Source organism: Pseudonocardia sp. MH-G8 (assembly GCF_002262885.1).
Classification (GTDB): domain Bacteria; phylum Actinomycetota; class Actinomycetes; order Mycobacteriales; family Pseudonocardiaceae; genus Pseudonocardia.
In genome coordinates, this window is sequence record NZ_NKYF01000005.1 from 17,434 (window position 1) to 35,654 (window position 18,221).

The following is an 18,221-nucleotide window of genomic DNA, read 5'->3' on the forward strand; positions in this document are numbered from 1 at the left end:
ACGATCGCGGTCCTCGGGGCCGACGAGACCAACCTGGACGTCCTGCGGGCGATGCCGGGCCATGAACGGCAGCGCTTCGTGCCGGTGTTGACGCCGGAGGAGATGCAGCTCGGCGAGGTGTCCGTCCCGGACCTGCTCGACCGCGCCGTCGCCACCCTCGACGAGCGGGAGACACCCGTCGACGCGATCGTCGGTTTCTGGGACTTCCCGATCAGCACTCTGGTCCCGCTGCTCGCGCGCCATTACGACCTGCACTCCGCGCCGCTGTCGGCGGTGGTGAAGTGCGAGCACAAGTACTGGAGTCGGCTCGAGCAGCAGAAGGTGACCGACGCCTACCCCCGCTTCGGGCTCGTGGACCTCGACGAGCCCCGGCTGCCCGACGGGATCGAGTTCCCGGTCTGGCTCAAGCCGGTGAAGTCCTACTCCTCCGAGCTGGCCTTCCACGTGCGCGACGCGCAGCAGTTCGCCGACGCCATGGCCGAGATCGCCGACGGGGTGGGCCGGCTCGGCAGGCCGTTCGAGTGGGTGCTCGACCAGGTCGACCTGCCGCGGGAGATCGCCGAGGTCGGCGGGCAGGCGTGCCTGGTCGAGCAGGCGATGACCGGGGCGCGCGCGGCCACCGAGGGCTACGTGCACGACGGGCGCGTGGTGGTCTACGGGGTGCTCGACTCCATCCCCTACCCGCAGCGGTCCAGCTTCCTGCGCCACCAGTACCCGTCGCAGCTGCCCGAGCGCGTGCAGCGGGAGCTCGTCGACGTGTCCGAGCGCGTGATCGCGCAGGTCGGGCTGGACTGGACCACGTTCAGCGTCGAGTTCTTCTGCGATCCGGACTCGGGCGCCGTCTCCGTACTGGAGATCAACCCGCGGCACTCGCAGTCGCACGCCGAGCTGTTCGCCGACGTCGACGGCATCGCCAACCACCACGCCATGGTGGAGCTGGCGCTGGGGCACGACCCCGACATGCCCCGCGGCAAGGGCCCCTACGAGATCGCGGCGAAGTGGTACCACCGCCGCTTCGACGACGGGGTGGTGCGGCGCGTCCCGACCGCGGAGGAGATCGCCCGCATCGAGCGCGACATCCCCGGTGTGCGGCTGTCGCCGGTGCCGCAGGAGGGGCAGCGGCTGTCCGAGATGCCCGCCCAGGACAGCTACAGCTACGAGCTCACGGACGTGATCGTCGGTGCGCGCGACGAAGCGGAGCTGGTGGCCAAGTACGAGAGCGCGGTCGCCGCTCTCGACTACGAGTTCGACTGATGCGCACCGTCACCTCCCTCCCGCACGAGCTCCGCCCGGCCGAGGCCGTCCGCATCCCGATGTCGGACGGCGCCGAGCTGGCGGGGAGGCTGTGGCGGCCGATGTCCTCCGACGGCGAGCCCGTGCCCGCGGTGTGCGAGGCGATCCCGTACCGCCAGCGTGACCTGACCTCGGTGCGCGACTCCGTCCACCACCCCTACCTCGCCGGTCACGGCTATGCCTGCCTGCGGCTGGACCTGCGCGGCAGCGGCGACTCCGACGGCGCCCTGCTCGACGAGTACACCGAGCAGGAGCACCGCGACATCGAGGAGGCGCTGGCCTGGCTCGCGGAGCAGCCGTGGTGCACCGGGCGCACCGGGATGATGGGCATCTCGTGGGGCGGGTTCGCGGGGCTGCAGGTGGCCGCGCGCCGGCCGCCGAGCCTCGGTGCGATCGTCATCGCGTCCTTCACCGACGACCGGTACGCCGACGACATGCACTACATGGGCGGCTGCCTGCTCTCGGACAACCTCGCAGAGGCGGGCACGATGTTCGCCTACTCGACGCTGCCGCCCGACCCGGCCGTGGTCGGCGAGCGCTGGCGGGAGATGTGGCACGAGCGCCTCGAGGCGGCGGAGCCGTGGATCCTCAAGTGGCTCGCCCACCAGCGTCGCGACGACTACTGGCGCCGCGCGTCGGTGTGCGAGGACTACGCGAGCGTGCAGGTGCCGGTGTTCGCCTCCAGCGGCTGGGCCGACGGCTACTCCAACGCCGTCTTCCGCGTGCTCGAGCACCTCGACGTGCCGCGCAAGGGTCTGGTCGGACCGTGGTCGCACAAGTACCCGCACCTGGGCGTGCCGGGCCCGGCGATCGGCTACCTGCAGGAGGTGGTCCGCTGGTTCGACCGGTGGCTGCGCGACCGCGACAACGGCGCCGAGGACGGGCCGATGGTGCGCACGTGGATGCAGGAGAGCGTGCCGCCCTCCACCGCCTACGAGGAGCGGCCGGGGCGCTGGGTCGGGGAGCCGAGCTGGCCCTCGCCGCACGTGCAGCCCGTGAGCCGCGCGCTCGCCCCGCACCGGATCGCGCGTCCCGAGGAGGAGGTCGAGCCGGGCGAGGTGCACGTCCAGTCGCCGCTGTCGGTCGGCCAGTTCGCCGGGAAGTGGGCGTCCTACAACGCACCCCCCGACCTGCCCTACGACCAGCGCGAGGAGGACGGCGGCTCGCTGGTCTTCGAGACCGACCCGCTCACCGAACGCTGCGAGATCCTCGGTGCGCCCGCCGTGGAGCTGGACGTCGCCGCCGACCGGCCCGTCGCGATGGTCGCGGCGCGGCTGTCGGACGTGGCGCCGGACGGGCGGGCGACCCGCGTGACCTACGGGCTGCTCAACCTCACCCACCGCGAGCGTGACGACGCGCCGGAGCCGGTGGAGCCGGGCGAGTTCCAGCGGGTGCGGGTGCAGCTCAACGGCGTGGCCCAGGCGTTCCCGCCCGGGCACCGGATCCGGCTGTCGCTGTCCACCTCGTACTGGCCGCTCGCGTGGCCCCCGCCGGAACCGGCCGCCCTCACCGTCCGCACCGGGTCCAGTCGGCTGGTGCTGCCCGTCCGCCCGGTCGCCGAGGCCGACGAGGTGTCGCTGCGCCCGTTCGACGAGCCCGAGGGCGCGCCGCCCGCGCCCACCACGCAGCTCGAACCCGGCGACAACAGCTGGACGGTGTCGCGGGACCTCATCGACTACCGGTCGGTCCTGGAGATCGTGAAGGACGGCGGGGTGCTGCGCTACGACGACACCGGGATGACGAGCGGCCGGCGCGTGGTGGAGCGCTACAGCTCGCTCGCCGACGACTTCGCCTCCCCCCGCGGGGACGTCGAGTGGTCGCTGTCGCTGCACCGCGACGGCTGGAGCACGCGCACGATCACCCGTACGGTGCTGACGTGCACGCCCACCACCTTCGAGGTGCACGGCCACCTCGACGCGTACGAGGGCGAGCACCGCACGTTCTCCCGCGACTGGTCGCGCAGCATCGCCCGGGACCACCTGTGAAATGGCGCGCTATCGTGCCGGGTATGTCCGACTTCTGACGCAGGACGTTTGACGCAGGACGAGAGGCGGGAGCGACGATGGGGCGCAGCGGTGTGGGGTCGGAGCTCGTGCCGGCCCTGGTGCGTGTCCGGGTGCCGGATTCACCGGGGCCCGCACTGGTCGAAGCGGTGCTCACCCGCGCCCTCGCGTGCCTCGACCCACCGGTCGTCGCGGAGATCGTGTGGGTCCCGGTGCTCAGCCGCTCGTTGCGGTGGCGGGAGGAGCTGACCTTCGCCCTGATGTTCGAGCCGGCCTGCGACGCGGTGCCCGGTGACGACGAGGAGCTGGTGCGCCGGATCCGTCGCACGGTGCGCAAGGCCGTGCGGCGGGAGTTCGGCTCGAGGTCGGAGGTCGCGCTCCGGTTCGCCCGCGGCCACGAGGAGGTGGCCGCCTGCTACCGCGCGATGGTCGGCAACCCGCGCGAGGTCCACGCCTGAACGGTCAGACCCCGCTCGGGTGGGTCTGCGAGAGGCCGTCCAGGTAGGTGGTCAGGGCGTGGTCGAACACCCCGTCGACGTCGTCGACGACCGCAGCCTGCTCCACCTCCGCGAGCCGCGGGAGACGCCCGGAGCCCAGCAGGGAAGACACCTCGGCGTCGACCACCGACCACCACTGCGCGGTGCGCATCCGGGTCTCACGTTCGGCGCGCAGCTCGCCGGCGGCGCCGAGGGCGAGACCGCGTACGAGCGCGGGGAGCGCGAGGGCGGCCCGGGTCCGCTCGGGCGGTGGGAGGCCGAGCTCGTCCAGCGCCTGCAACGTCCACTCGCTGTGCGCCATCGCCTCGGGGACCAAGGGCGGCCTGGTGACCGAGAGGAGCTCGGCCAGCCACGGATGCCGCCGGTAGAGCCGCCACTGCAGCCGGTACACGCCGACCAGACCGTGCTGGTCGACGGCACGGTGATCACGGCGGTCGGCCCGTCGGCCCAGGTGCCCGTTCCCGAGGGGGCGGCCGTCGTGGACCTGACGGGGAAGTACGTGATCCCCGGGCTGGCCGACATGCACGTCCACAGCGGTGGGACGGACATCGACGACGAGCGGCTGGCCCCCGCGCTCTACATCGCGAACGGCAACACCACGGTGCGGGAGATGTGGGGCCGGCCCCGGCTGCACGAGTGGCGCCGCCGCCGGGATGCGGGCGGGCTGCTGGCGCCGCGCTCGGTCATCGCCGGCCCGCTGGTGGACGGTGCTCCTGCCCTGTGGTCCGACATCCCCGGCGACGAACTCGGCATGGAACGACCGGTCGTCGTCGCCACCACGGCTGCGCAGGGACGCCGCGCCGTCGCCGACGCCGTGGACGGCGGCGCGGACTTCGTCAAGGTCTACTCGCGCCTGGACCGGGAGCCCTACTTCGCGGTGCTGGACGAGGCGTACCGCCGCGGCATCCCGGTGGCAGGCCACCGGTCGGACAGGTTCCCGCTGGCCGACCAGGTAGAGAGCGGCCAGCGCTCGTTCGAGCACCTCTTCGGGCTCGGGCCGGCCACGTCAGGCGACCCGGAGCGGGTGGAGGCCGCGCTGGCGCGCATCTCGCTGGAACCCGACTTTCTACTTCGGCAGCTGGTTCACCCAGGTCGGCGAGGTGGAGTGGGACGCGGTCGGCGCCCACAGCCGGTCGGCGGCCACCGCGCTGTTCGACCGCATCGTCGCCGCCGACGTCGCCGTCTGCCCGACCCTCGTCATGCACGCGGCCATCGACCTCCCCGACTTCGTGCGCACCGACGATCCGCTGCTGCGCTACCTGCCGCCCGACACCCCCGAGGCCTGGTCGTTCCTGCAGGATCAGGTCTTCCACGACGGCGGGCGCAGCCCCGAGGTCGAGGCGAGGCGGCGGGCCCTGTTCGAGCACCGCCGAGCGGCGGTGGCCGCGATGGACGCGGCGGGTGTGCGCCTGCTGGCCGGCACGGACAACGGCACGCCCGGCACCCTGCCCGGGTTCGCCCTGCACGACGAGCTCGAACTGCTGGTCGGCGCGGGGCTGACCCCGATGCGCGCGCTCCAGACCGCCACTCTGGAACCGGCGCGCTTCCTCGGCCGAGAGGACCGGGCAGGCACGATCCAGCCAGGGAGGACCGCCGACCTGGTCGTGCTGGACGCCGACCCGCTGCACGACATCCGCAACACCACGCGGATCCACGCGGTGGTGGTCGAGGGTCGCTGGGTGGGCCCCGCGGAACGTCGTGAGCTGCTCGCCACGGCCGCAGCCGTTGCCGCTCAGATCGGTGTTCCCGCGCAGCCCTCACCTGCCCGGACCCCGAGCCGGTGACCCCGTGGCCACCGCTCAGGCCGACAGGGCGGTCTCCAGCTCGGACCGCGTCGGCTGCGGCACCGGTGCCGGCGGGCCCGCGGCCAGTACCTCCCGGACCCGGGCGACGAGGGCCGGGTCGTCGTAGACGTCCGACGGGCGACCGAGCATGCCCATCACCCTCCACATCCCGCGGAACGCGACGGGGTCCACCTGCGCGGCGGAGCGCAGCTGCCCGAACGTGATCCGGCCCGCGATGGCCGGCGGCGGTGGGGGCGGGGGCGCGCCCAGGACGGTGTGGCGCAGCGCCGCCAGCCTGCCCGCGTCCGTCGCCGCCTGGTCCGCGTACCACGGCGCGACGTGGTCGGCGACGGCGCGGTCCATCGCCAGGGCCTGGGCGTGCAGGTCGTCCGGGTGGGCCGCCAGCGTGTCGGCGAGGTCGGCGACCCCGCGCATCATCATGCTCATCCCGCGCCCGAACGTCGGGTTGGTCGTGCACACCGCGTCGCCCACCGCGTGCAGGCCGGTGGCGATCGGGCGGCCGTCCACGACGAGGCGGCGCAGAGTGTTGTGCAGCCCGCCCATCACGGCGACGTCGGTGATCGGGTCCATGACGTCGAGCCACGAGGCGTACAGAGCCACCGTCCGCAGCACGGCGGTGAAGGCCCGCGGGTCGCGCGCCGCCCGGAAGCGCCGGTCGGCGGCCAGCGGGGCGAGCGCCACCTGCATGGTGGCGTTGTCGCCACCCCAGAGACCGATCGTGAACTCGTCGAGGCCGGCGACGACCCGCGTCGTGGGATGCCCGGGCAGCGGCCCGGGGCGCAACCGGAACTGGCGGCTGTAGTAGGCCACGCCGCAGTCCGCGCGGGTCCGCCGCGGAGGCCGGGCCCCGATCGCGGTGAGCCAGCGGTCCGTGGGCGAGCGCCGGCCGGTGGTGTCGACGACGAGATCGCCGGTGAGCGCTCCGCGGTCGGTTCGCACGCCACGTACGCGCGGCGGGTCGCCCGGATCGGCCAGCAGCCCGCTGACCTGCACCCCGTACCGCACATCGACGCCCGGTTCGGTGGCAGCGGCGCGGCCCAGCACCCAGTCGACGGTGGACCGGCGGGTCACGAGCAGGGGGAGCCGGTCGTCGCCCACCAGGGTGGCGCGGTCGGTGAGCGAGGGCGGCATCTGGGTCACCAGCGGCGCCTCGACGACCCCGGCCGCCAGCAGCCCGGCGTAGACGTCCGGGAGCCGCTCGCGCAGGACCTCCCGGAACGTCGCGAGCACGACGTGCGGCGCCACGATGTGCGGCGCGGTGGCACGCAGCGCACCCCCGGCGGCGGCCTCGACGTCCGCGGCCGGCGTCAGGTCGGCGCGTTCGACGACGATCACTTCATGCCCGGCACGGGCGAGCACCAGCGCCGCGGACAGTCCCGCCGCGCTCCCCCCGATCACGATGACCCGCACCCGGCACCCCCCGATGGACGAGTGGGCGCCGACGCTAGTGCAGTTCGCCGGCCTCCGGCAGGGTCGCGGCGGCCTCGGCGTCGGCCACCCGGTCGAGGAAGCCCGTGATGAGGTCCAGCTGCTCGGCGTCGTAGTCCCGCGTGATCGCGGCGAGCCGCCGGGAGCGGGCGTCCCCGGCGTCGAGCCGGTCCTCGTCGAGCTGGACGAGGACCTTGCGCCGGTCCTCGACGCACCGCTCGCGGTGCACGTAACCGGCGCGCTCCAGCCGGTCGATCACACCGGTGATCGTGCCGGAAGAGGTGAAGCCGGCCAGCTGCCCGATGCGGCCGGGGGAGAGCGGGCCGTGCTGCAGCAGCACGTTCACGGCGATCGCCTCGCAGCTGCTCACCGTGACGCCGGACATGGTGCCGACCTCGTGGTCGACCCGGGTGGACGCGGCCACGAGCCTGCGCAGCGCGATCTGGAGCTCGCTCGACACCCACTTCTCCATTCTGTCGCGCAGACGATAGAGTCGCGCAGACGACATAGTCGTCGGCGCGTCTGTGTCTCTTGAGCGAGATTCTAGGGCCGCGCGGCGCGCCGAAGGTGACGACAGGGGGAGACGGACCGTGGGATCGATGGTCATCAGCGGCGGTACGGACGGCATCGGGAAGGCCGTGGCGCTCGCCCACCTCGGCCGCGGCGGCGAGGTGGCGGTGATCGGGCGCGACGAGGCGAAGGGCGCCGCGTTCCTGGAGGACGCCGCGGCGCTCGGCGCGGCGGATCGCGCCCACTTCGTGCGGGCCGACCTGAGCCTCGTCGCGGGCACGCGCGCCGCGATCGACGAGATCCGGACGATCTTCACCAGGGTCGACGCGCTCGTGCTCTGCGCGCGCCACCACCGGTCCACGCGGCGCGTCACGGCCGAGGGTTTCGAGCACACCTTCGCGCTGTACTACCTGAGCCGCTTCGTCCTGAGCCACGAGATGGCCGACCTGCTCGACGCCGCCGACGCGCCGGTCGTGCTCAACGTCGCCGGCCGGCCCGGCGACGGCACGGACGCGGTCGACTGGGACGACCTGCAGGGCGAGCGCCGCTACGACGGCATGCGCGCCCTCGCGCAGGCCGGCCGGCTCACCGACCTGCTCGGGATCGGGTTCGCGCAGGACCGGGTGTCGGCGAAGGCACGGTACGTGCTGCTGTTCCCGGGCGTGGTGGCCACGAGCTTCTCCGGGGAGTACGACGCGGCCACCGCTGCCGCGGTCGAGGCGCTGCGGGCGAGCGCGACACCGGTCGACGAGGCGATCCTCCCGATCCTCGACGTGCTGGACCACCCGCCGGTCGAGCCGCTCAGCGCGTTCGACACCGGACGGCGGCTGGCGGTGGACACCCCGGCGTTCGACGTCGCGCCGGCGCGGCGGCTGCACGCCGAGACGGTCCGCCTGCTGTCCCGGCTCGCCTCGGCCGAGCCGGGCGTCTCCCCCGCGAAGCTGCGCCGGCTGCTGGACCGTCCCGTGTTCGCCACGGTGGCGACGGTCCAGCCCGACGGCAGCCCGCACCAGTCGGTGGTGTGGGTGACCAGGGACGGCGACGACGTGCTGTTCGCGGTGGCCGTGGGCAGTCGCAAGGAACGCAACCTGCGCCGCGACCCGCGGGTGAGCGTGCTGCTGACCCCGCCCGAGGCTCCCTACACCTACGCGGCGGTGCACGGCCGCGCGACGATGCGGGAGGACGGGGCCGGCGCGCTCCGCGACGCCCTGGCCGTGAAGTACACCGGCGCGACCTACGCCGAGCACAACCCGGAGGCCGCGGCCCGCAACGGCGAGGTCGCCATGACGGTCGTGCGCGTCGCCCCGGAGCGTGTGGTGGGTCGGCTCTGAATCCGCAGGAGCTGTGTCCGATCTGCCGGACGGCTGTCCGCATGGTGGCCGTCCGCGATCCGCTGTGCGCGCTTCCGGCGGGCGAGAGGAACCTTGACAGTCGTTCGAGGCCTCCGGCATCGTCCGGGCTGTCCGCGACGCGGACGACTGTCCACGAACAGTCTCGTGGGTCTGCAGCGTTGCCCCGGGAGGACCTCGGAATGCCCACCACCTCCGCCGTGCCGACGTACGGATCCGACATCTACGAGGACGACGCGCTCCTCGAACCGTACGAGCACTACCGCGCCCTGCGGGAGCTCGGGCCTGCGGTCTGGCTCGAGCAGCACGGCGCGTTCGCCGTCGCGCGCCACACGGAGGCCCGCGCCGTCCTGCTGGACACCGACACGTTCCGCTCGGCGGGCGGCATCGCCCTCAACGAGCCGGCCAACCAGGCGATCCTGGGCTGCACGCTCGCCAGCGACGGCGACCTGCACGCCACGCTGCGCAAGGTGGTGGCGCACCGGCTCACCCCGCGCGCGCTGCGCCCGATGCGTGACCTGGTGACCGAACGCGCCGACGAGCTCGTGGCGCGACTCGTCCGGCAGGGGTCGTTCGACGCGGTCTCCGACCTCGCCCGCGCGCTGCCGCTCTCGATCGTCCCGGACTTCATCGGCTGGCCGCAGGAGGGCCGCGAGCACCTCCTGGAATGGGCCGGCGCCAACTTCGACTCCTTCGGGCCGATGAACCCGCGCGCGGAGCGGGCGATGCCCAAGTGCGGCGAGATGGCCGCCTACGGCGCGGAGATGGTGCGCACCGGCAACGTTCTGCCCGGCAGCCTCGGTGCGGGCGTGCTCGAGGCGCGGGACCGGGGCGAGATCAGCACCGAGCAGAGCATGATGCTGATGCTCGACTACCTGGCGCCGTCGCTGGACACCACCATCAGCGCCGTCGGCAGCGCGGTGTGGCTGTTCGGGCAGCACCCCGAGCAGTGGGACCGCGTCCGGGCCGACCCCGGCCTCATCCCGAACGCGGTGAACGAGGTGGTCCGGTTCGAGTCGCCGATCCGCGCGTTCGGCCGCCTCGCGGAGGTCGACACCGAGATCGGCGGGATCGCGGTCCCGGCGGGGTCCCGGGTGCTCGTGATCTACGCGGCCGCCAACCGTGACGAGCGCGTCTTCGAGCGCCCCGACGACTTCGACGTCACCCGCAGCAACGCGGTCCAGCAGCTCGGCTTCGGCGTCGGCGAGCACGGCTGCGCGGGCCAGGGCCTCGCCCGGATGGAGACGGAGTCGCTGCTCGCCGCGCTCGCCCGCGACGTCACGCGGTTCCGCCTCGGCGCGCCCGAGCGCGCGCTGAACAACCTGATCCGGGCGTTCGGGTCGCTGCCGGTCACCGTCGAGACGGGGTCCTGAACGTGCGGATCACCGTCGACCACGACCGGTGCGAGGGCCACGGCCTGTGCGAGGAGCAGGCACCCGAGGTCTACACGCTCGACGACGCGGGCGACGTCGTGCACCGGTTCGAGGGCCGCGACGTGCCCGACGAGCTCGCCGACGCCGCGGAGCGCGGTGCGACGGTCTGCCCGGTGGCCGCGTTGCGGGTGGCGAATTGATCCCCGAGAGGAGAGATCGATGACGACAGCACCCGAGACGATCGGGCGGACCGGTGGATCCGACCAGCAGGCGGACCTGATCACCGCGGCGCGCGGGCTCCAGCCGCTGCTGCGCGAGAACGCCGCCGCGGGCGAGGCCGCGGGGCAGCTCACCGCACCCGTGGTCGACGCCCTGCACGACGCCGGCCTGTTCGGCATGTGGGTGCCCGCGCCGCTCGGGGGAGCCGAGCTCGACCCGGTCTCCTCGCTCGAGGTCGTCCAGGCGCTGGCCGAGGCCGACCCGTCGGCGGCGTGGGTGACCATGGCTGCGGCACTGGCCACCGGCACCGGTGGTGCCTACCTCGGCGACGAGGCGGTCGCGGAGCTGTTCGGCGGCCCGCGCTTCCCCGTCGTGGCGGGCCAGGGCACCCGACCGGGTCGTGCCGTCCGCGATGACGGCGGCTACCGGCTCTCGGGCTCCTGGGGCTTCGCCTCGGGGATCAAGCACGCGAGCTGGATCCACACCCTCGCCGTCGTGGAGGAGACCGGAGACCCGCTGATCTTCGTGCTCCCCGTGGGGAAGGCCGACCTGGCCGACAACTGGGACGTGCTGGGCTTGGCGGCCACCGGCAGCATCGACTACACGATCGACGACGTGCACGTCCCGGCCGCGTTCACCCACCTCGGCCCCACCGAGACCCCGGTGCGCGGCGGCGCGCTGTTCACGCTCGGGATCATGCATCTGGCGTTGATCGGCCACTCGGGGTGGGCGTTGGGCGTCTCACGGCGCATGCTCGACGACCTGGCGCAGCTGGTCCGTGCCAAGGCGGGCCGCCCGGGAACGATGGCCGACAACCCGCGCTTCCAGGCCGTCTACGGCGAGGCCGAGGCCCGCTGGCACGCCGCGCGCGCCTTCGTCCATGAGACGTGGCGGGCGGTGGGCGCCACCATCGCCTCCGGTGCCGCACTGGACGTCGAGCAGAAGACGATGGCCCGCCTCGCGCTCTACCACGCCACCTGGACCGCGGAGGAGATCAGCGTGGCCGTGTACCGCGCGGGCGGCACCACCGCGCTGCGCTCGGGCGCGCTGCAGCAGTACTTCCGCGACATGCACGCCGGCACCCAGCACGTCACCTCCGCGCCGGGCGTCATCGAGGCCTGTGGACGGTCCCTCGGCGGCCTGGCTCCCGGTCACGACTGGCTCTACATGAACCTGGTGCCGCCGAAGGAGTAGCGGGCGCCTCGATCGGGTGGCAGTCACTAGGCTGGGTGGCGCAGGCAGCCGACGTGGTCGGCCGCCACGGTGGGGGAGTCATGAGCCAGGTCTTTCTCGTCACGGGCAGTTCACGGGGGCTCGGGCGCCGGATAGTCGATGCGGCTCTCGCGGCGGGGCACCGTGTCGTCGCCACCGCGCGTCGGCCGGAGCAGCTCGCGGACCTGGCCGACCGGTACGGGGAGCGCGTGCGCACGGCGGCCCTCGACGTCACCGACCCGGTGGCGGCCGTGGCGGCCGTCGGCGTGGCGGTGCAGGCCTTCGGCCGCCTCGACGTCGTGGTCAACAACGCCCGTCACGCCGACCTCGTGGCGATCGAGGACGTCGACCTCGAGGGCTTCCGCGCGCAGGTGGAGACCACATTCTTCGGCCTCGTCACCGTCACGAAAGCCGCCCTCCCCGTGCTTCGGGAGCAGGGCCGCGGGCACATCGTGCAGGTGTCGTCGGTCGGCGGCCGGCTCGCCAGCGCCGGGTTCGGTGCCTACCAGGCGTCGACGTGGGCGGTCGGTGGCTTCGCGGGCGTGCTCGACCAGGAGGTGCGTCGACTCGGCATCCGGGTGACGGTCCTCGAGGCCGGCGCCATGCCGGTCGACCGGGCGGAGTCGGCGATGACGACTCCGCCGATCAGTGCGCCCTACGCGGCCACCGTCGGCGGCCGGGCGCGCATGGTGGCGGCGGGCGCGCGCGGCCGGGCCAGCGACCCGGCGAAGGTCGCCCAGGTGGTACTGGCCGTCGCGGCGATGGACGACCCGCCACTGCGGCTGCTGCTCGGCAGCGACGCCGTGCGCGTCGCCGGCATGGCGGCCCGCGACCTGGCCGACGCCGACGAGCGGTGGCACGAGCTCAGCGTCTCCACCGACCAGGACGAGTCGACCGCTGCCGATCTCGACCCGCTCGGCGCCGCCTCGCGCTGACCACGGCCACGCCGCCGAGGCGCGCCGCACGTCCTCCGCGCGCGCCTGTGGCTCGTCGCGCCCGTCACGGTGTGGACCGGGAGCGGTAGCCGCGCAGCCGCGTCAGGCCCGCCGGTGAGGCCGCCCCGAGGACGGGCGCAACCCCGTGGAGCAGGAGCGAAGCCAGGTCGTCGAGCACCCAGCAGCTGCCCAGGAGGCACGACATCGATGCCCAGCGCATCGCGTCGACCTCGACGACGCGGCCGTCCCGCACCGCCCCGAGCCGTCGCCACAGGGGTTGCTCGCGCAGGAAGGCCGGGTTCGCGGTCGGACCGGTGAGGAGCAGGACGAGGTCGGCGTCGTGCTCGGTGAACCGCTCCGCGGAGATCGGGACGAAGGGCTGCGCCGGGTCGGTCTGGCTGCGCTGCGCCCCGGGGCGGGGCAGATCCAGTTCCGCGATCACGGCTCCGGCGGGGGTGGCGGTGCCGAGCGCGTACAGCGACGCGCCGTCGAGGCCGGGGGAGAGCACCGACACCGTGGGCGCGCGGCCGCCGCGCAGCCGCGCGGCCGTCTCGGCCGCCCGGGCGTGGACGTCGGCCAGCACGTGCTGGACGCGGTCCGCGCCGCCCATACCGGCGGCGAGGGCTCGGCAGTCGGTGTCGACGTCGCCGGTGCGCGGCACCGCGTGCAGGGGTGCGAGGCTGCTCAGCGCCCGGTCCGGCGGCGGGGTGTCGAAGCCGACGAGCAGGTCGGGCGCCAGCCGGGCCAGCCGCTCGAGGTCGATCTCGCCGCCGGCGTCGGACACGTCGGCCACGGGTGTCTCCTGGATCCGGGCGATGGCGTCCAGGAGCGGGTCGGCGGACAGGAACGACGCCGTGCCGACCTGCGTCGGGCCCAGGAGCAGGGCCAGTCCGGCCGCGGCGCCGCCGAGGGTGACCAGCCGGTCGGGCGGCGCCGTCGCGCCCGGGCCCGCGGTCGCAGAGGTGGCGCAGCCGGCGAGCAGAGCTCCCGCGCCGGCGAGCAGCGTCCGTCGGGTGAGCGGGCGACGACCAGGCATCGTGTCCTCCGGGGCTCGGCGCGGCCGTTCGGCAACGCCCGCAGCGGAGGTCGTCCTGCGCCCCGCACCGGTTCCCGGCTCGCAGGAGAGGGCCCGAGCGCGAGGCGAGCGCGACTCGTCCACATCGACACCCCGACTCGCGAGCCCGCGTGCCCGCGAGCCCGCGAGCCGGGCTGTGGCTGCACGTGTGTCGCGGTGCGGGGGCACTAACGTCCGGCCGGTGCGGGGAACTCGTCGGGGCTGGGTGAGCTGGTCGTCGGGCAAGGACGCGGCGTTCGCCCTCGAGGCCGTGCGCGGCACCGTCGAGGTCGTCGGCCTGCTCACCACGCTTGACGCCGGGAGCGGGCGGGTCCCCGTGCACGGGGTGCCGCACGAGTTGGTGCGGGCGCAGGCCCGGGCGCTCGGGCTGCCGCTGCACGCCGTCGAGCTCCCGTGGCCGTGTCCCGGCGAGGTCTACGAGGCGCGGGTCGGTGAGGCGGTGGCCGGGGCGCGGCGCGACGGCGTCGAGCGGCTGGTGTTCGGCGACCTGCACCTGCGCGATGTCCGCGACTACCGGGAGGCCTCGCTGACCGGCTCGGGGGTCGTGCCGCTGTTCCCGCTGTGGGGAAGTCGCACCGCTGCGCTCGCGGCGGGGATGGTGCAGCGCGGGTTGCGCGCCGTCGTCACGTGCGTCGATCCCGCGCAGGCGCCCGGTGACCTGGCCGGCCGGTGGTTCGACGCGCGCTTCCTGGCCGACCTCCCGGGGGGTGTCGACCCGTGCGGGGAGCACGGGGAGTTCCACACGTTCGTCGTGGACGGCCCGGGGTTCGTCCACCCCGTCGAGGTCGAGGTCGGGGCCACGGTGGAGAGTGACGGCTTCGTGGTCGCCGAGCTCTCCGCAGGCTGATCCTCGTCACCCGTTCGGCCCGGACGGGGAGAAGCTTGCTACCGTGTGGTTCGAGCGACCGCGTTGAATGGATGAGGCATGGACGATCTCTGGGAAGTCGTACTGGACTACTGGACGGTGACGATGTTCCTCCCTGCCGTCCTGCTCCTCCTCGCTTCGCTCGCCTTCGTCACGAGGGTGATGGACAAGAAGGCCGAGCGGTAAGAGTCATCGCTGCGCCGTGAGGCGCTGAGCGACCCGATCCGGCAGCGGAGCTCCTCCGCAGGCCGTTGATCCCCCGTGCGTCAGGTCGTCGCCTGGGTGAAACGTTTCACGCCGCTGGAGACGCCCGTGCCGGTCCTCGCCGGCCGGCGTTCTCGCGCCCTCGTGGTGCCGCCCTCCAGGTCTTGACGCCGTCGAGGGCGAGCCCTATCGTCGGCCGCGCCTTCTGAAACGCTTCAATTCGAGCGCTCCCGTCCTGACAAAGAGGTCCCGATGCGGAAGCACACATCCTCGCGGCGGCAGATCCGCCTGCTCGCCCTCGTCGCCGGCGCCGCGCTGGCCCTCACCGCCTGCAGCGCGGGCAGCCTCGGCTCGAGCGGAGGTGGCGGGGACGGGGTCTCGTTGACGTTCCTCGTCGACAGCAACGAGAGCAACCTGGCGGCCGCCGAGAGCGCGGCCGCCGCGTTCACCGCGCTGCACCCCGACATCACGGTCGAGGTCGAAGGGCGCCCCGGTGGCTCCGAGGGCGACAACATCGTCAAGACCCGGCTCGCGACCGGCGACATGCCCGAGGTCTTCCTCTACAACTCCGGCTCGCTGTTCCAGGCGATCGGGCCGGTGCAGAACCTCGTGCCGGTCTCCGACCAGCCCTGGGTCGCCGACCTCGAGACGAACTTCAAGAACGTCGTGACCGCCGAGGGTCAGGTCTACGGGGCGCCCTTCGGCCCGCAGATGACCGGCGCCGTGCTCTACAACAAGCGCGTCTACGCCGACCTCGGGCTCGAGATCCCGACGACGTGGGAGGCGTTCACAGCCAACAACGCCGCCGTGGCGGCGGCGGGCCTGACCCCGGTGATCCAGACCTACGGCGACACCTACACCTCGCAGCTGTTCGTCCTCGGCGACTTCCACAACGTCGCCTCGGCCGAACCGGACTTCGCGCAGCGCTACACGGCGGGCGAGGCCAAGTACGCGACGTCGCCCGCGGCGCTCAAGGGCTGGCAGCACCTGCAGGAGCTGCACGACGCCGGCTACTACAACGAGGACTTCCCGACCGCCAAGCTGGAGGACGGTCTGCGCCAGCTCGGTGCGGGCGAGGGCGCGCACTACCCGATGCTGTCCAACGCGCTCGCCGTGCTCGCCCTGACCTCGCCGGAGGGCGCTCAGGACGTGGGGATCTTCCCGATCCCGGGCGAGGATGCGGGTGCCAACGGTCTGACCGTCTGGTCCCCGTCCGGCGTGTACATCCCGAAGACGACCGAGGGCGCCCAGCTCGACGCCGCGCGGCAGTTCCAGGCGTTCCTCGCCGGCCCCGAGGGGTGCGCCGCGCAGGCCGAGGGCGCCACCCCGACCGGCCCGTACGCCGTGAACGGTTGCGAGCTGCCCGACGACGTGCTGCCCGCGACGCACGACTTCCAGTCCTACATCGACGCGGGCGCGTTCAGCCCGGCGCTGGAGTTCCTGTCGCCGATCAAGGGCCCGGCGCTGGAGCAGATCACGGTGGAGGTCGGTTCCGGCATCCGCCCGGCGGCCGACGGTGCCGCGCTCTACGACGAGGACGTCCGCAAGCAGGCTCTGCAGCTCGGGCTCGAGGGCTGGGAGTAGCAGGACCCGGAGCGGGAGGACGCCGCCATGGCCGCGACGACCAGGACGACGACCAGGACGACGACCAGGACGACGACCAGGACGACGACCGACACGACCGGGCCGGCGACCGGCACCACGCCGGGAACCGCCGCCGTGGAACGGAGCGCGCCCTCGCGGAAGCGGGGGATGCGCAGCCCGTACCCCACGTGGTTCTACCTGCCGGCGGCGATCATCTACGCCGTCCTGTTCCTGGTCCCGACGTTCGCGTCGTTCTACTTCAGCCTCACCCGCTGGAGCCTGTTCGACTTCGAGTTCATCGGGTTCGACAACTTCGTCCAGTTCTTCCGGGAGCCGGCGCTCGTCACGGGGTTGACCAACACCGTGATCTACGGGGTCGTGACCTCGGGCCTGAAGGTCGTGCTGGGGCTGCTGCTCGCGGTCCTGCTGACCTCCCAGGTCATCGCCCGTGGCTTCCTGCGCTCGGTGGTGTTCTTCCCGGTGCTGGTCAGCTGGATCGGCATCGGGATCACCTTCCAGGTGCTGATGGACCCGTTCGGCGGGTTCATCAACGAGTCGCTCGCGGTGATCGGGATCGAGGGGCCGGGCTGGTTGACCGACCCGTCGCTGGCGCTGTTGTCGGTGGCGCTGGTGGACGTCTGGAAGGGCGTCGGGCTGGCCACGGTCATCTACATCGCCGGCATCGTCTCGATCCCGCAGGAGTTCTTCGAGGCGGCGAAGGTGGACGGCGCGAGCGCGTGGCAGAACTTCTGGCACATCCTGCTGCCGCTGGCCCGCCCGGCGACGACCACGGTGATCATCCTGTCGCTGATCGGCGGGCTGCGCTCGTTCGACCTGATCTGGGCGATGACGCGCGGTGGGCCCGGGTTCACCTCCGACGTGATCGCGTCGGTGATCTACAAGCAGTACCAGGCGGGCTTCTACGGGCTGTCCACCGCGGGCAACGTCCTGCTGTTCGTCCTGGTCACCGCGATCGTCCTGCCGTTGTCGCGGTTCCTGAACCGCAAGGAGGTGGAGCTGTGAAAACGGCGACGAAGACCGCGAGCCGCTACTGGCTGGGCGCGGCCGCGATCATCGCGTTCTCCGTCGTCTTCATCATCCCGTTCGCCTTCATCCTGGTCACCGCGCTGAAGACGCGGCAGGAGGCGAGCATGCTCCGGTTCTCCTGGCCCACGGAGATCGCGCTCATGGAGAACCTGCGGGCCGTGTTGGAGGCCCGGGACTACATCCTGATCATCGCGTTCATCAACAGCACGATCCTCACCGTCGCGAGCGTCGCCGGAATGGTGGTGCTGGCCGCGATGGTCGGGTTCGTGCTGCAGCGCCGGAAGACCCGCTGGACCGGCTTCGTCAACTTCCTCGTGCTGTCCGGGCTGATCATCCCGCCCGCGGTGGTCCCGACGATCTGGGTGCTGCAGGGGATGGGCCTGTTCCGGACCATGCCGGGGCTGATCCTGGTGGAGATCGCCTTCGGGCTGTCGTTCTCGATCCTGCTGTTCCGGGCCTTCATCTCGACGATCCCGCGCGAGCTCGACGAGGCCGCGATCATCGACGGCGCGGGCCCGTTGCGCCTGTTCTTCCGCGTGATCTTCCCGCTGCTGCGCTCGGTGGTCGTCACGGTGATCGTCGTGCAGTCCGTCGTCGTGTTCAACGACTTCACCAACCCGCTGTACTTCCTGCCCGGTGAGGAGAACGCGACCGTCCAGCTGACGCTCTACAACTTCCAGAGCCAGTACGAGACCCAGTACAACCTGCTGTTCATGAACATCCTGCTCATCACCATCCCGCCGCTAGTGATGTTCCTGTTCTTCAACCGCCAGATCGTGGCGGGAATGACCGCCGGAGCCGTCAAGGGCTGAGAAGCCCGCA

The 18,221-nt window shown here is 72.9% G+C and carries 19 protein-coding genes; 14 read left to right on the plus strand and 5 right to left on the minus strand.

The window, feature by feature from the left end; genetic code table 11:
• Window positions 1-51 precede the first annotated feature (51 nt).
• From CFP66_RS14200 to CFP66_RS14210, 3 genes are all read left to right on the plus strand, one after another.
• Complete coding sequence (locus CFP66_RS14200) at window positions 52-1,254, plus strand: acetyl-CoA carboxylase biotin carboxylase subunit family protein (protein WP_094924704.1); 1,203 nt, start codon at window positions 52-54, stop codon at window positions 1,252-1,254.
• Complete coding sequence (locus CFP66_RS14205; protein ID WP_094924008.1) at window positions 1,254-3,278, plus strand: CocE/NonD family hydrolase; 2,025 nt, start codon at window positions 1,254-1,256, stop codon at window positions 3,276-3,278. The genes CFP66_RS14200 and CFP66_RS14205 overlap by 1 nt, the downstream gene beginning before the upstream one ends.
• Window positions 3,279-3,355: 77 nt before the next feature.
• Window positions 3,356-3,754, plus strand: a complete 399-nt coding sequence (locus CFP66_RS14210) for a hypothetical protein (RefSeq protein WP_143517259.1) — start codon at window positions 3,356-3,358, stop codon at window positions 3,752-3,754.
• Window positions 3,755-3,758: 4 nt separating this feature from the next.
• Here the strand turns inward: CFP66_RS14210 and CFP66_RS14215 are convergent, their stop codons facing one another.
• Window positions 3,759-4,184, minus strand: a complete 426-nt coding sequence (locus tag CFP66_RS14215; RefSeq protein ID WP_158228101.1) for a TetR/AcrR family transcriptional regulator C-terminal domain-containing protein — start codon at window positions 4,182-4,184, stop codon at window positions 3,759-3,761.
• 709 nt (window positions 4,185-4,893) lie between these two features.
• Between CFP66_RS14215 and CFP66_RS48545 the strand changes: the two genes are divergently transcribed.
• Window positions 4,894-5,577 (plus strand): amidohydrolase family protein, encoded by a 684-nt coding sequence (locus CFP66_RS48545; RefSeq protein WP_233159416.1) that lies wholly within the window; start codon window positions 4,894-4,896, stop codon window positions 5,575-5,577.
• Between the two features lie 15 nt (window positions 5,578-5,592).
• Here the strand turns inward: CFP66_RS48545 and CFP66_RS14225 are convergent, their stop codons facing one another.
• Both CFP66_RS14225 and CFP66_RS14230 read right to left on the minus strand, forming a co-directional pair.
• Window positions 5,593-7,008, minus strand: coding sequence for an NAD(P)/FAD-dependent oxidoreductase (locus CFP66_RS14225; RefSeq protein ID WP_094924014.1), 1,416 nt, complete (start codon window positions 7,006-7,008; stop codon window positions 5,593-5,595).
• 34 nt (window positions 7,009-7,042) lie between these two features.
• The gene (locus CFP66_RS14230) at window positions 7,043-7,486 is read right to left on the minus strand and encodes a MarR family winged helix-turn-helix transcriptional regulator (RefSeq protein ID WP_158228102.1); all 444 of its coding nucleotides are present in this window, start codon (window positions 7,484-7,486) and stop codon (window positions 7,043-7,045) included.
• A gap of 139 nt (window positions 7,487-7,625) precedes the next feature.
• On the opposite strand from CFP66_RS14230, the gene CFP66_RS14235 reads away from it, so the two are divergent.
• From CFP66_RS14235 to CFP66_RS14255, 5 genes are all read left to right on the plus strand, one after another.
• Window positions 7,626-8,867: a TIGR03618 family F420-dependent PPOX class oxidoreductase gene (locus CFP66_RS14235; RefSeq protein ID WP_198961474.1), complete on the plus strand. Its 1,242-nt coding sequence runs from the start codon at window positions 7,626-7,628 to the stop codon at window positions 8,865-8,867.
• Between the two features lie 200 nt (window positions 8,868-9,067).
• On the plus strand, window positions 9,068-10,258 hold the full coding sequence (locus tag CFP66_RS14240; RefSeq protein WP_094924021.1) for a cytochrome P450: 1,191 nt from the start codon (window positions 9,068-9,070) through the stop codon (window positions 10,256-10,258).
• 2 nt (window positions 10,259-10,260) lie between these two features.
• A complete protein-coding gene (locus CFP66_RS14245; RefSeq protein WP_094924023.1) occupies window positions 10,261-10,458 on the plus strand; it encodes a ferredoxin in 198 nt (65 codons plus the stop codon).
• Between the two features lie 19 nt (window positions 10,459-10,477).
• Window positions 10,478-11,671 (plus strand): acyl-CoA dehydrogenase family protein, encoded by a 1,194-nt coding sequence (locus CFP66_RS14250; RefSeq protein ID WP_094924025.1) that lies wholly within the window; start codon window positions 10,478-10,480, stop codon window positions 11,669-11,671.
• 80 nt (window positions 11,672-11,751) lie between these two features.
• A complete protein-coding gene (locus CFP66_RS14255; RefSeq protein WP_094924027.1) occupies window positions 11,752-12,624 on the plus strand; it encodes an SDR family NAD(P)-dependent oxidoreductase in 873 nt (290 codons plus the stop codon).
• A 64-nt stretch (window positions 12,625-12,688) separates the two neighbouring features.
• Here CFP66_RS14255 and CFP66_RS14260 read toward each other — a convergent pair whose 3' ends face one another.
• Window positions 12,689-13,660 (minus strand): ABC transporter substrate-binding protein, encoded by a 972-nt coding sequence (locus CFP66_RS14260; RefSeq protein WP_094924029.1) that lies wholly within the window; start codon window positions 13,658-13,660, stop codon window positions 12,689-12,691.
• 220 nt (window positions 13,661-13,880) lie between these two features.
• Between CFP66_RS14260 and CFP66_RS48550 the strand changes: the two genes are divergently transcribed.
• The 3 genes from CFP66_RS48550 (at window position 13,881) to CFP66_RS14270 (ending at window position 16,352) form a co-directional block, all read left to right on the plus strand.
• Entirely contained in the window at window positions 13,881-14,546 is a 666-nt protein-coding gene (locus CFP66_RS48550; protein WP_233159418.1) for an ATP-binding protein, read from the plus strand.
• 78 nt (window positions 14,547-14,624) lie between these two features.
• Complete coding sequence (locus CFP66_RS49925; protein WP_255413864.1) at window positions 14,625-14,750, plus strand: hypothetical protein; 126 nt, start codon at window positions 14,625-14,627, stop codon at window positions 14,748-14,750.
• A 270-nt stretch (window positions 14,751-15,020) separates the two neighbouring features.
• Complete coding sequence (locus CFP66_RS14270) at window positions 15,021-16,352, plus strand: ABC transporter substrate-binding protein (RefSeq protein ID WP_094924031.1); 1,332 nt, start codon at window positions 15,021-15,023, stop codon at window positions 16,350-16,352.
• Here CFP66_RS14270 and CFP66_RS47215 read toward each other — a convergent pair.
• Window positions 16,295-16,540, minus strand: coding sequence for a hypothetical protein (locus CFP66_RS47215; RefSeq protein WP_143517262.1), 246 nt, complete (start codon window positions 16,538-16,540; stop codon window positions 16,295-16,297). The genes CFP66_RS14270 and CFP66_RS47215 overlap by 58 nt on opposite strands.
• On the opposite strand from CFP66_RS47215, the gene CFP66_RS14275 reads away from it, so the two are divergent.
• Window positions 16,521-17,375 (plus strand): carbohydrate ABC transporter permease, encoded by an 855-nt coding sequence (locus CFP66_RS14275; protein WP_094924710.1) that lies wholly within the window; start codon window positions 16,521-16,523, stop codon window positions 17,373-17,375. The genes CFP66_RS47215 and CFP66_RS14275 overlap by 20 nt on opposite strands.
• Entirely contained in the window at window positions 17,372-18,211 is an 840-nt protein-coding gene (locus CFP66_RS14280) for a carbohydrate ABC transporter permease (RefSeq protein ID WP_094924033.1), read from the plus strand. Before CFP66_RS14275 ends, CFP66_RS14280 begins: the two co-directional genes overlap by 4 nt.
• The last annotated feature ends 10 nt before the right edge of the window (window positions 18,212-18,221 follow it).